The 11,918-nt window shown below is 69.5% G+C and carries 9 protein-coding genes; 3 read left to right on the top strand and 6 right to left on the bottom strand.

The annotated features are described in order from the left end of the window. Position 1: 1 nt before the first annotated feature. The 5 genes from ACFFII_RS02515 to ACFFII_RS02495 all read right to left on the bottom strand — a co-directional run bounded on the left by ACFFII_RS02515 (position 2) and on the right by ACFFII_RS02495 (position 7,018). Complete coding sequence (locus ACFFII_RS02515) at positions 2 to 1,330, bottom strand: HlyD family type I secretion periplasmic adaptor subunit (RefSeq protein ID WP_377697316.1); 1,329 nt, start codon at positions 1,328 to 1,330, stop codon at positions 2 to 4. After that, positions 1,327 to 3,042: a type I secretion system permease/ATPase gene (locus tag ACFFII_RS02510; RefSeq protein WP_377697315.1), complete on the bottom strand. Its 1,716-nt coding sequence runs from the start codon at positions 3,040 to 3,042 to the stop codon at positions 1,327 to 1,329. The genes ACFFII_RS02515 and ACFFII_RS02510 overlap by 4 nt, the downstream gene beginning before the upstream one ends. Positions 3,043 to 3,054: 12 nt before the next feature. Next, complete coding sequence (locus tag ACFFII_RS02505; RefSeq protein WP_377697314.1) at positions 3,055 to 4,746, bottom strand: transposase; 1,692 nt, start codon at positions 4,744 to 4,746, stop codon at positions 3,055 to 3,057. A gap of 371 nt (positions 4,747 to 5,117) precedes the next feature. After that, positions 5,118 to 6,014: an alpha/beta fold hydrolase gene (locus ACFFII_RS02500; RefSeq protein WP_377697313.1), complete on the bottom strand. Its 897-nt coding sequence runs from the start codon at positions 6,012 to 6,014 to the stop codon at positions 5,118 to 5,120. A 77-nt stretch (positions 6,015 to 6,091) separates the two neighbouring features. After that, positions 6,092 to 7,018 (bottom strand): phosphatidylglycerol lysyltransferase domain-containing protein, encoded by a 927-nt coding sequence (locus ACFFII_RS02495; protein ID WP_377697312.1) that lies wholly within the window; start codon positions 7,016 to 7,018, stop codon positions 6,092 to 6,094. Positions 7,019 to 7,400: 382 nt separating this feature from the next. Between ACFFII_RS02495 and ACFFII_RS02490 the strand changes: the two genes are divergently transcribed. Next, positions 7,401 to 8,663 carry a coiled-coil domain-containing protein gene (locus ACFFII_RS02490; protein WP_377697311.1) on the top strand — a complete coding sequence of 421 codons (1,263 nt, stop codon included), beginning with the start codon at positions 7,401 to 7,403 and terminating at the stop codon, positions 8,661 to 8,663. A gap of 12 nt (positions 8,664 to 8,675) precedes the next feature. On the opposite strand, the gene ACFFII_RS02485 is transcribed toward ACFFII_RS02490, so the two are convergent. Then, entirely contained in the window at positions 8,676 to 9,344 is a 669-nt protein-coding gene (locus ACFFII_RS02485) for a hypothetical protein (RefSeq protein WP_377697310.1), read from the bottom strand. Between the two features lie 100 nt (positions 9,345 to 9,444). Here ACFFII_RS02485 and ACFFII_RS02480 point away from each other — a divergent pair, with 100 nt between their 5' ends. Both ACFFII_RS02480 and ACFFII_RS02475 read left to right on the top strand, forming a co-directional pair. Then, complete coding sequence (locus ACFFII_RS02480; RefSeq protein WP_377697309.1) at positions 9,445 to 9,906, top strand: hypothetical protein; 462 nt, start codon at positions 9,445 to 9,447, stop codon at positions 9,904 to 9,906. A 254-nt stretch (positions 9,907 to 10,160) separates the two neighbouring features. After that, entirely contained in the window at positions 10,161 to 11,894 is a 1,734-nt protein-coding gene (locus tag ACFFII_RS02475; RefSeq protein ID WP_377697308.1) for a LuxR C-terminal-related transcriptional regulator, read from the top strand. Positions 11,895 to 11,918: the final 24 nt, after the last annotated feature.

Genomic DNA, 11,918 nt, shown 5'->3' with positions numbered 1-11,918 from the left:
ATCAATTCTCCCGCAAGGCAAAGCTCAGGCTGCGAAGGATGGGTGCCGACAGGTAGTCCCAGGCCGTGCGCGCACCCGTCTTGATCATCACGTCCGCGCTCATGCCGGCCTGCAGCGGCACGGCGGCGCGTTCGACGGCCTCGGCCTCCATCTCGATCCGCGCGAGATAATAGGCCATGCCCGTGCGAGGATCGGTGAGGCGGTCGGCCGACACGGTGCGCACCCGGCCCTCGATCCCCTTCTGCGTGCGCCGGTTCACCGCCGACAGCCAGACCGTCGCGGGCAGCCCCTCGGCGACCTGGTCGATGTCCAGCGGATCGATGGTGGCCTGCACCACCAGCTTGTCGTTCAGGGGCACGACGTCGAGCAGCCGCTGGCCTGCGGCGATGACGCCCCCGATGGTGTGCACGTCAAGACCCACCACCTTTCCCGCAATGGGCGAGCGGATCGTGGTGCGTTCCAGGATGTCCTGCGCGGCCGCGAGGCGCTGGCCCAGTTCATAGGCGCGCGCGCGCGTTTCGCGCAGCTGCTCCTCGACCTCGTTGGCCATGGTGGCCTTCAGTTCCGCCATGCGCAGGCGCGCTTCCTCGACGCGCTGGCGCGCAACCCCGATGGCGGCCCGGTGCTGGCTGACGGTGCCTTCCAGGTCCGCCTGCGACCGCCGCAGGGCAAGCACGCGCGGCGTTTCCATCAGCCCCCGCTCCATCAGCTGGCTGGCGCTGGCCAGTTCCTCGGCGGTCAGGGCAAGCTGGCGCTCGGCCGAGTCGATCTGGCCCTGCAGGCCGTCGATCTCGCTGGTCAGGGCGTTCTCGGTGCGCGCGAGGATGTCGAGCCGGTCGCGCAGAAGCGAGCGGCGGCTGGCAAAGATGCTTTCCTGCCCCGCCATCGCCGCCTGCGCCGCCTGGTCGCCCACCTTGTCGCGCAGATCGGCGGGAAACTCGATCCGGTCTCGCCCGTCGCGCTCGGCCGCCAGCCGCGCCTCGGTGGCGCGCGCCTCGAAATACTGCGCCTGCACCTCGTTCAGCGCGGCCTCGGGATGGGTGTTGCCCAGCCGGATCAGGGGGTCGCCCGCCTCGACCACGTCCCCTTCGCGCACAAGGATCGCCTCGACGATCCCGCCTTCCAGGTGCTGCACGGTGCGGACGTTGCTTTCGACGGCCACGACGCCCGGCGCCACCACCGCGCCTTCGATGGGCGCAAGCGCCGACCAGGCGGCGAAGGCGCTGCAGAACAGCAGGATGATGGCGAAGCCGCAAAGGGTCAGGCCGGTTCCGAAGGGCGGCCCGATGGCCGCCGCGCCGGTCCTGGAAGACTCGTCGGGGGATGTCACGTCACGCTCCTCAGCCCGCTGCCGTCGTCGGCCTGTTCGGCCTTCTTGGAGGATTCGGCGCGCGTCACTTCCAGGGTGCCGCCGCCGAGGATCAGGAACTTGTCGGCCATCCGGCTGAGCGGCGTCGAATGGACCGCCTGGGTGGCCACAATGGTGCAGCCCTCGGCCTTGAGCTGCTTGAGCGCCGTTCCCAAGGCGCGCCGGGTGGCGTCGTCGAGATTGGCCATGGGCTCGTCGAGGACGATCAGCCGCGGCTTGCCCAGGAAGGCCCGCGCCAGCGCGATCCGCTTGCGCTCGCTGCCCGATAGGCCGGTCGCCTCGGGGCCGATGGGGGTGTCATAGCCCTGGGGCATCGCGATGATGCGCTCGTGGATGCCGGCAAGCTCGGCCGCCGCGACCACCTCCTCGAAGGGCGCGTCGCCCAGGCGCGAGATGTTCTCGCGCACGGTGCCGGTGAAGATCTCGGTGTGCTGGGGCAGGTAGCCGATGAGATTCGCCCGGACGTCCTGCGGCACCCGCGCGATCTGCACGTCGCCCAGCCTCACCTGCCCGTAGCGCGGCTCGATCAGGCCGACGATCAGGCGCGACAGCGTAGTCTTGCCGGTGCCGCCCGTTCCGGTGATCAGCAGCCCCTCGCCGGGGGCGAGGCTGACCGACAGGCGCCGGATGACGTCCTCGCGCTGGCCCTGGTGGCGGAAGGACACCTTGTCGAGGATCAGCGGCGCCTGCGCCATGCCCGGCAGGATCGAGACCTGTGCCTCTCCGTCGTCCGCAAGGCGCTGCTTGAGGCTGGCATAGGCGGTGCGGGCCTCGCGCAGCGACCGCCAGTTGCGCGCGGCGCGTTCCGCCAGGGTATAGCCGAAGCCCGCCATCACCCGGGCCGCGAAGATCCCGCCCAGGGTCATGCTGCCCACGATCGTCAGCCACAGGCCGAAGGCGATCATGCCGATGCGCAGGACCTCTCCCAGCCCGCGGATGAGGATGCGGTAGAAGTTCTGCCGCGCCTCGATGCGCTCGCGCTCGGTCAGCTTCCCCCCCGCGCTGCGCTGCCATCTCTCGGTCAGGGCCGAGGACATGGACAGCGCCCCCACGCTTTCCCGGTTGCGCTCGGCGTCGATCACCAGCACCCCGGCCTCGCGCGAGGCGTCGTTGGACACGCGCCGCGCCTCGCGGGTGCTCCATTCCTGCAGGATGGCCAGGATGACCAGCAGCCCCACGGCGCTGAGCGCCACCGTGCCCAGCAGCGGGTGGATGAGAAAGGCGCCGAACAGGAAGACCGGAACCCAGAACACGTCCAGCCACGAGGCCGCCCCCTGCGACACGAAGGAACGCACGCGGCCCAGGTCGCTCAGCGCGCGGGTGATGTCGGCGGCGGGCCGCGCGCCGGGGCTGGACAGTTCCTGGTTGACCAGGATCGGGCCGAAGCGGCGTTCGATCCAGGTGCCCCAGCGCGTCAGCATCCGGCGGCGCACCACCTCGAGGGCAAGGCCCGCCGCCACCGCGGCCAGCACCATGACCGTCAGCAGCACAAGGGTTTCCACGCTGCGGCTGACGGGAATGCGGTCCAGCACCTGAAGCAGGTACAAGGGCGTCGCGAACCGCAGCAGGTTGAGAAAGGCGGTGAACAGGATCAGCGCGACGATGCCGCCCCACGAGGCGCGCCAGGCCGCCGTGACCGCCGTGTCATTGCCGGCCTTGCGCCGCCTCGCCATCGGTCCCGCCCCTTAGCGCGGCGGGCTCAGGGCGCGGGCGCCCGCCCCGCCGGGGGACATCTCGGCGACCCCGCCAGGCAGTTCGGCGGCATCCTCGTCATCGCCGTCCAGGGCCGAAACGTCCAGGGCCGCACGCTCGCGCGCCTCGGCCTCGTCGCCCCCGGGCCAGGCCATCCGCGGGGGCATGGCGGCCAGCGGCCCGGCCGAAACGGCGTCCGCGACCAGGTGGCTGATCCGGGCCGCGACCCGCATGGCGTCCGCGCGGCCCAGGCCCGGCCCCCCCAGCGTCCGCAGCAGCCCCAGCAGCGCCACTTCCCGCGCGCAGGCGTCCGGGGCGCGAAGCACCGCCTCGACGTCACCCGGCGCGACCGCCGTCCCGAGGAACGAGGGGATGTAGGTGCCGTGCCGCAGACGCGGCACCCGCAGTTCGATGGCGCCCATGCCGCTGGCCCAGACAAGGCGGCGGAAGCCGTTGCGCCGGTTCGTCCGCCCGGTCAGATGCCCGCCGGGCCCCATGCCGCAGCACAGGACGACCTCGTGGTCCATCAGGTGCCCCGCGACGATGGCCAGCATCTCGCGCGCCTCCTGCGAGGCGCCGGGGGGAACGATCTCCAGCCCGGCGGAGGTGCCGGGGACGGCGAGGCCCCGCGGCGGGACCGGCGGGGCGGACTCGACTGGCGGGGGGGGCATGGCGGCCTTGGCCAGCGCATGCAGCGAGTATCTCTGGAAGCGCGACTCCGAAAAGGCGCGGGCGGCGCGGCGCTGGATCACCGGCACGAGCAGCCCGTCCTGAAGGTCGAAGGGCGAGTAATAGCGCAGCCCCGTGGCGGATTCGGCTTCCCGGACACCCAGGGGCGAAAGCCCCAGACGCCCGCTGATGCCCAGAACCGTGTGGCCTGCCTCGGCAAGCTCGCGGACGCCGCAGATCGCCCCCATCGCATCGTAGGAGGCGAAGGTGCAGCCCATCGTCAACCCGCGCAGGACGTCGCTGCGGATGAGCTGGGCAGTTTCCTTCTGCTGGAGCCCGTCGGCGATCTCGATCACCACCACCTCGCAGCCAAGCGACGCGGCGTGGTTGATCAGCCGGAAGGCGCCCGCCAGGATGTCGTCGATGGGCGCCAGATAGGTACTTGCAAAGCCCGCATCGGTGAAGTCGAGCGCCACGTCCGCGCCCGCGTCCCGCACGATCCACATGTCGCCCCCGGCCCCGGTGCCGGTGATCTTCAGCGCCGCGACCTGCAGGCCCGCGCGCTTGAAGCCCCGCACCAGCGAGGTCGAGGTCAGCGTCTTGCCCGCGTTCATCGAGGTCCCGAGCGACAGGACGACCGGCAGGTCCGGCACCTGCTCGGAGGCCTCGATGCGGAACTGCGCCAGGTTGATCCGCTTGCCGGACGTGTCGCCCACCAGCCCGATCGGCGTGATCTGCGTGGCCGGCTGCACCCGCAGGTGACGCGCCAGTTCCACCCCCGCGACGCCGCCGGCGGCCACAAGGGCGCAGGGCGACAGGTCGTCGCTGACCACCGCCTCGAACTGGTCGGGGGCATAGCGGTTTCCATAGCTCACGAGGATCTCGTCGCCGGGAAACAGATGCGCCCGCCGGCCATCCGTCAGTTCAAGCTTGGTCTGCTTGCCCAGGACATCGACGCGGGCCAGGACGAGATCACCCGCATTCGGACGGACATCCCCGGCGATTATCGTGGACATTGCCCCTGGCGGGACACGGCGCGTGCTGAACGCGCGCTTCATTCCATTCCTGCGATGGCTGTCCAGCACACTGATCGTCATAGCCCCCCCTCCCCGGTTGGCTGTGATTGATGCTCGAATCTATTGAAACCTTTGGCGCCGCCTTTGCGCTATTTGTGTTAACGATGATTAACGGGCTGACAAGCGAAAAGGATACCCAATCGGCGGCATAATTCCTATCAACCTGAAGATGATCCGCGTTAGATATTAATTCAGTTGAATTTCCCGTTAAGGTAGAATTGAAAAAACATTTCTCGCCTTGGTTGATGACAAGCATGCTGCGTTTCCGCGCAGATCCCGTCCCCTGCGAAACCGGGGCGCTCGCCGCGCCCTCAATCGCCGGCGCGGGCCATTCCCAAGCCCATCGCTTCCAGCATCTCGGGCGAGCGCATCATCCTGCCCCCTTCGTGGCCGATGCCCTCGGCGGTGACGAGGCGCCAGTTGAAGGGCCAGCCCCGTGACTCGGCCGCCTCGCGCGCCGCCTCGAACAGGTTCAGGCCGCGGTCAAGGCGGTTCTCGCCCTGGCGGTTCGCCGTCCGGGTGGTCACCAGGTCCTCGTCGCCGGTGTCATCAAGCCCTAGGAACACCGTCACGGGCGCGGCAAGATAGGCGCGCAGCATCTCTTCCTCGGCAAGGTCGTCGCCCAGCCCGTCAAAGCCGTAGGGCGCGTCCTCCTCGGTGTCGGGCCAGACATGGGTCGAGGGATTGGCGATGATGATGCGGCGGGCTTCCGCGGGCGGGTCGTAGGCGGCCACGCGCGACAGGAACTGCCCCCCGGCGGAATGGCCGAACAGGTAGGAGGGCGCATCCGGGCGGCCTTCCTGCGCCTGCGCCCAGTCGATGAGCTCGTCGGTCATGCCCGCGGTCCAATCCTCCTGCGGCTGGACCTCGCCATCCTGCACGACCCCGCCCCTCTGGTAGCGCCAGTTGGGAAAGCGGTCCTTGTCGAACAGCGGGGCATAGATCGCCAGGCAGGCCTTGTCGGCCAGCGGACGGGCGGCGTCGCGATAGGACTCGGCCGTCCGCCCGCTGCCGTGGAACACCAGCAGGATCGAGGGCTGGGCACAGCCGGGGGGATGGTAGGTGAAGACCTCGACGTCCTGCCCGCCGAGCCGGATCTCGGCCTGCCCTTCTCCGACCGGCGGCGCCGGGGCGGCCCGCAGGGTCATGCCGCCGAAGGCCAAGGCGCCCATCAGCGCGGTCAGGACCCAGCCGGTGATGCGTGCCATGGCTTCCGTTCTCCCGTTTACAGCCGGATGGGGATGGTTGCGGTCAGGGCTCAGGCCCGGGACAGGGCCGCGCCGGCCTAGTGCCGGATCTCCTGCGCCTTGCAGATGCCGTGCATCTCGACCGGGCGGAAACGCTGCTTCATCTCGCGCAGGCCGGCCCGGTTGTTGTCGGTCGAGTCGTTGAAATAGGCCAGTTCGGGGAAGCTCTTCATCATCTGGTGACGCAGGGCATAGGCAAGGCCGGGAAACTCGTGGTCCGCGACGGTCAGGTAGACGCAGCCGTAGGACGCGTTGATGGGCCCGCCAAAGGAATAGGCGCGCACGGTGCCGTCGATCTCGAAAACCTCGCCGCGCATGTGGGACGCCGGGATCTGCGCCGCCTCGTTCAGGCAGCGGATCATGGCGCCGTAGCCCTTGGGCCCCACGCCCTTGGCCTGCAACTGCCCGCGGAACTTCTCGTAGACGGACAGGCAGGCGGACTCGTCGGCAGGCGTGAACTCGCGCACGACCAGCATGTCGTGCTTCTTGAGGGCCGACAGATAGCGCCGGACCCTTGCGAACTCGGACCCTTCCAGCGCGGCCACGGCGGCACGGTCGTAGATGAATTCCCTTTCGCGCAGGCTTGTCGAGAAACCGTGGCTTTCGACAAGGCCCGCGTCCTCTTCCTGCACCCAGTCGATCCGGCCCGCGCGGCCCCGGTTGAAGTCCCGCATCCGTTCCCGTGCCCGTTCCAGCGCCGCGCCGCTGAAGGGGAACGGAGGCAGGTAGAGGCTCAGCCCCAGCCCCGAGGCCCGTTGCTGCAAGTTGTAGAGAAGGAGCGCGCCCGCCGCTTCCTCGAACAGCAGCAGGCGGTCCTTCCTCTGGCCGCCGAAAAGCAGGCGCGGGAAGTAGTAGTGGTGGGACTTGATCCCGCACCCGTCCATCGCGGCCTGGAAGCGGTCGCCGTCCGCCGCCCGGATGACCGAAAGATCGCTGCACGCATCGGGGATGCTGAGAGCCTTCATGCGACACCATTCCAATCCTGCGCCGCGTCCCGGCAGGGGCGCGGACATGCTTCGGCAGACGCGATGTGGATACCCGTTCCGGATGATCATACCTGCCGTTCCAAGGCAGACAACAGAAACAGTATCGCAAGCCTGTTTGGTGTCAAATTGTCTTCTGCCCTTCAAATCATCACAAACTGAAGCTGGTTGCATTTAGCGGTTGAATTACTCAGGTATTTCAAACTGAGCACCAATATAGTGCTTCCATACACACAAATGGCATTTAGCAATGTGACGTTGCCGTTCTGAGAATTGCTGATTGTTGAATTGGCCGTGATTTCCCGGTTCCCCGCTTGACAGCTTTCCTTCTGGTTGTGCTTGATGTCCGCAAATCGGGTGAACCATGGCCAGGCTTCTTGCCGCCAGCGGGATTTGGGCCATCATGGCCGGCGCCGCTCTCGGGCAGAGCGCAGGCGGCCCTGTGGACCCGCCTGCGCAGGAACGGGCAAACGCCCTGCGGGAGATCATCCTTCTGATGGAGGAAGAGGCCGCCGGCCTGCGCAGCCAGATCGAGGACATGCGGGCGGAACTGGCGACGGGGCAGGCCCCGGCGGCTGCGGCTGCGGCTCGGGACGCGGCAGAACTGGCCGAGCTGCGCCGGCAATTGGAAGCGGCCAGGGCCGAGACCCGCGCGATCGAGGGGAAGGCCGCCGCCGCGCAGCTGCAGGCAAGGGCGGCCTCGGACGCGCAGGCCCGCAGCCAGCAGGAACTGGCAGAACTGCGCGCGCGCCTTGCCAGGGCCGAGGCGGCGCGGCAGGACGCCGAACGGATGGGGACCGACCTGACTGCCCGGCTGGAATCCGCGCAGCAGGAACTCGCAACACTGCGGACGGCCGAGGACCAGAGGGTGCGGAACCAGGCCGCCCTGTCCGATGCGGAAGCGAGCCTGACGGAGTTGCGCCGGCAGATCGACGGGGCCGAAGCGGAACTGGCAGGTCTTTCGGAGCGGAAGACAGGTCTGGAACAGCAGGCCGCCGCCTTGGGGGAAACACTTGGCGCAACGCAGCAGCAGCTTTCCGACCTGACCGCGCAGCGCGACGCGGCGCGGGAGGAGATCGCCGCGCTGGAGGCGCGCCGGACCGAGGCCGAGGCCGCCTTGGCGCAGGCGCAGCAGCGCGAGGCGGAACTGCGGCAGGGTCTCGAGGACGCGACAACCCGGCAGACGGCCGCCGAGGCCGCAGCGCTGGATGCCGAGCGCCGCCAGGCGGAGGCCGAGCAGGGCTTTGCCGAGGCGCAGGAGCTGCGCGCCATCGCCGAGGCCGCGCTGGCCGAGACGACGGCGGAGGTTGAGCGCGCCACCGCCGCCCGCAATGCGCCCCGGCAGGAGGCCGGGCCAGACGCCGCCGAGGAACAGCAAGCGGATGCCGGCGCCGCGCCGCCCGGGGACACGATCGCAGCGGCCCCGCAGCAGCCACAGCGCCCGGCCGCCACGGTCGATGCAGCGCTGGCGCGGGCCCCGGCGCTCGGCTCGGGGCCGCAGCGCGCCGAGTTGCGGCAGCGCCTGATCGAGGGGCAATGCCCGGCCGAGGCGCTGAGAGCCGCCTATGGCCAGGTCAACCGGCAGAGCCTGCGGGTGCTGGTGGCCGAACTCGGCGCCTGCGGCTGATGGTGCCGGGGCTCAGCCCGTCAGGACGTCGCTCCAGGAAAGATCGGACCGGAAGCGGACATCGTCGCCCGTCAGTTCCTCGACGCCCAGAACCGTGACGGAATTGCCACCCCCCAGCGCGATCACGCAGCCCTCTGCCGTGCTGACAATCGTCAGGTCGTCGAAGTCCGGGGGGTCCCAGGGCAGTCCGAAGTTCCGGAACTCGATCACGTCCTTGCCCTGTTCGAAGTCGTGGATGGTGTCGTCGCCATTGCCGGGACGGAACACGAAGACATCGGCCCCGCCCGTGGTTTCATCCACTTCGGGCGGGTTTTCGTACCATTCCTCCTCGCTCGCCTCGCCCAGATAGATGCCGCTCCGGAACTTGGCATCGCCCCACATGTCGTCATCGCCCCGGCCGCTGACCAGCCGGTCGTTGCCCCCGATGCTCGTGCCGAGCATCTGGTAGGCGTCGCCGTACAGAAGGTTGCTGCCGCTGTTGCTGGCGAAAAGCGTGTCATTGCCGCCGCGCGAGAACATGTAGCGCGCGTCGCCCATGAGCTCGTTGTCGCTTCGGGCACCGCCGATGAGCCGGTCATTCCCGCCCTGCCCGTCAAGCCAGTTGCCGTCCCCGCTGAGGAAGTTGATCGAGTTGCGGCCGCCGATCAGCAGGTCATGGCCAGCGCCGAGGCTGCTCCCCATCTCCCAGCCGTCGCCCCAGATGGCATTGTCGGCATTGTCCCCCCCCGACCAGCGTGTCCGAGCCGGTGCGCACGGACCCTTCCACGAACACGCCGTCGCCATGAAGCCGGTTTTCCGCACGGTCGCCGCCGGTGATGTAGTCGTCGCCGCCAACGGTCCGGCCGCTCATCCCCTCGCCGTCGCCGGTCAGGAAATTGAACTCTGCCCCGTCGCCGCCGAAGATCCGGTCATCCCCCCCTGCGGCATTTCCGCTCATCTCGGCGGCATCACCCCGCAGGTCGTTCCTGCCGCCGTTCCTTCCGCCGACAAGCACGTCATCACCGCCGCGGCTGTTTCCGTCCATCTCGTCGGCGTCACCCATGAGGGCATTCGAACTGTCGGCTCCACCTCCACCGAAAAGCCAGTCGTCGCCGCCGCGATCGTTTCCGTCCATCGCCGTCGCGTCGCCCGTGAGGGCGTTCGGCTCTCCTCTTCTGCCGAACAGGAAATCGTCAAGTCCGAGCCGGCCAACCAGGTCAACCATGGCGCATCCTCCGAAGATGTGGGGCCGAAGCCGCAATGAGTCGGGAACAGGCGCGTTGGCCGGATGATACCCGATTTCCGCTTTTCCCAGAAGGGAAAGGGCCAGCCTTGGCGGCCGGCAGGGCTCAAGGCAAAGGGCGTGAAGGACGAGGGTGGTTTCCGGCGGCCTTGTCCCCGGCCCCCGGCCCCGCGTCCCGGACGGCAACTGCGACCAAGGTCGCACGGCGCTGTTGCCGGGCACACGTCTTTGTGAGTAGGCTGGACCTTCAGGGACTTCCGATCCTGCGAGGCCGCATGGCAGGCAAGGTCCGATCCTGGGAACTGGTCGAGCATCTCTTCGATGCCTCGGTCAGCCCCGAGCGCCTGGACGAACTGATCGCGGCCTGGGATGCGCAGGCCGCGCAGGCGGGACTGGACAGCCAGCCCCTGTCCGAATTCGCGGGCCCCGGCTTTGCCCGCCAGATCGCCGGGGTGCTGCAGGTCCTTGAACAACTGCAGGCGGCCGAGCTGCGGCGGGCCAACGACCTGCTGTCCTCGATGCTGGGCGCGGCGATGGTGCTGACGCAGGACGGATCGGTTGTCGCGGCCAACGAGGCCGCCGGGCGGCTGTTCGGGCTGCGGCCGGGCGGCTCGATCCGCCAGATGCCGCTGGCCCCGGCCGACCTGCCGGTCCTTGCCGCGCGGCTGGCCGAGATCGCGACAGGGTCGAACGGCGAACGCGACGGCATCCTGCGGCTGCGCACCGCCGGGTCGGACCACGCGGTGCTGGTCCACCTGAAGGCGATGGAAGGCGGCAGCTGCAGGCATGTGCTGGCGGTGACCAGCGAGCTTGCCTGGTCCGAGGCCATTCCCCGGTTCCTGGCGCGGGTCTTCCAGCTGACCCCGGCCGAGACCGAGGTGATGCGGCTTCTGGCCACGGGGGGCACCGTGGCGGGGATCGCCGCCGCCACGGGGCGCAGCCCGGGCACGGTGCGCTCGCAACTGCACGCGGTGCTGCAGAAGACGGGCACCGGCACCCAGGCCGAACTGGTGCGTCTTGCGGTCCTGCTGATGCAGTCGGTGCCGGCGGCGGCTGCGCCCAAGGCCCTGCCCGCCCCCGCGCCGCACCAGCGGTTCCTGCGGATGCCCGATGGCCGGCGTGTCGAGCTTCTGGGCTTCGGCGATCCGGCCGGGCGGCCCGTGATCTGGATGCAATCGCCTTATGGCCTCTGGCGTCTGCCCCGCGCGGCCCAGGCCGAGTTTTCCCGCCGCCGCCTGCGGGTGCTGGTGCCCTTCCGCGCGGGCTGGTGCAACAGCGACCCGCCCCCGCAGGGACGCAATCCCTTCGAGCTTGCCGTCGCCGACCTGCGCTGCCTGATGGACCAGTTGCGCATCGGGTCCGCCGTCGTGGTCGCGCCCGCCGACGACATCCGCATCGCCCTGATGCTGGCGCAAACCGAGCCCGGGCGCCTGCGCGCCATCTTCGGGATCGGCTGCGGCTTCCCGATCCGCACCGACGCCCAGTATCGCCGCCTGATCCCCGTCGCCCGCTTCGTGCGCGCCTGCGCCCGCTACAGCCCCAGGGTGCTGCCCTTCATGATCCGCGGGGTCTGCGCCAGCATCTCGCGCCACGGTCTGGAAAACTACATGCGCGGCACGCTGGCGCGCGTCCCGGCGGACGCCCGCGCCTTTGCCGACCCCGAGATCGCCTCGGCCTTCTGCGAGGGCGCCGGGCGGATGTTCTTCGGCGAGACCTTTTCCGAAACCGTCGCCGCCGCCGAATTCGCGTTGTTCCACGAGGACTGGCCCGAGGACCTGGGCCGCGTGTCCTGCCCGGTCACGCTGATCCACGGCGAGCAGGACGGCAATGCGCCCTTCGAGACGGCGCTGGAATACTGCGCCCTGTATCCCGGCTGGCGCTATGTGGCCTGGCCGGACGAGGGCGAGTTCGTGGCCCATGTCCGCTGGCGCGAGGTCCTCGACCTGATCGAGGCCGCCTGCGCACCCCCGCCTGGCCTTCCACCCCGACCCGGCCTGCCCAGAATGTAAGGGCCGGGCGCGGAAAGGCCGCGG

Source organism: Paracoccus niistensis (genome assembly GCF_042432925.1).
GTDB classification, from domain to species: Bacteria; Pseudomonadota; Alphaproteobacteria; order Rhodobacterales; family Rhodobacteraceae; genus Paracoccus; species Paracoccus niistensis.
The sequence above is the reverse complement of the archived record's forward strand: the minus strand, read 5'-3'. Positions and strand labels throughout refer to the sequence as shown.

Excerpts from the sequence above, each read along its gene's own strand:
- ACFFII_RS02495 (WP_377697312.1), bottom strand. The coding sequence starts at position 7,018 with ATGAAGGCTCTCAGCATCCCCGATGCGTGCAGCGATCTTTCGGTCATC.
- ACFFII_RS02475 (WP_377697308.1), top strand. The coding sequence starts at position 10,161 with ATGGCAGGCAAGGTCCGATCCTGGGAACTGGTCGAGCATCTCTTCGAT.
- ACFFII_RS02490 (WP_377697311.1), top strand. The coding sequence starts at position 7,401 with ATGGCCAGGCTTCTTGCCGCCAGCGGGATTTGGGCCATCATGGCCGGC.
- ACFFII_RS02480 (WP_377697309.1), top strand. The coding sequence starts at position 9,445 with ATGAAGCCGGTTTTCCGCACGGTCGCCGCCGGTGATGTAGTCGTCGCC.
- ACFFII_RS02485 (WP_377697310.1), bottom strand. The coding sequence starts at position 9,344 with ATGGGGAGCAGCCTCGGCGCTGGCCATGACCTGCTGATCGGCGGCCGC.
- ACFFII_RS02500 (WP_377697313.1), bottom strand. The coding sequence starts at position 6,014 with ATGGCACGCATCACCGGCTGGGTCCTGACCGCGCTGATGGGCGCCTTG.
- ACFFII_RS02505 (WP_377697314.1), bottom strand. The coding sequence starts at position 4,746 with ATGTCCACGATAATCGCCGGGGATGTCCGTCCGAATGCGGGTGATCTC.
- ACFFII_RS02510 (WP_377697315.1), bottom strand. The coding sequence starts at position 3,042 with ATGGCGAGGCGGCGCAAGGCCGGCAATGACACGGCGGTCACGGCGGCC.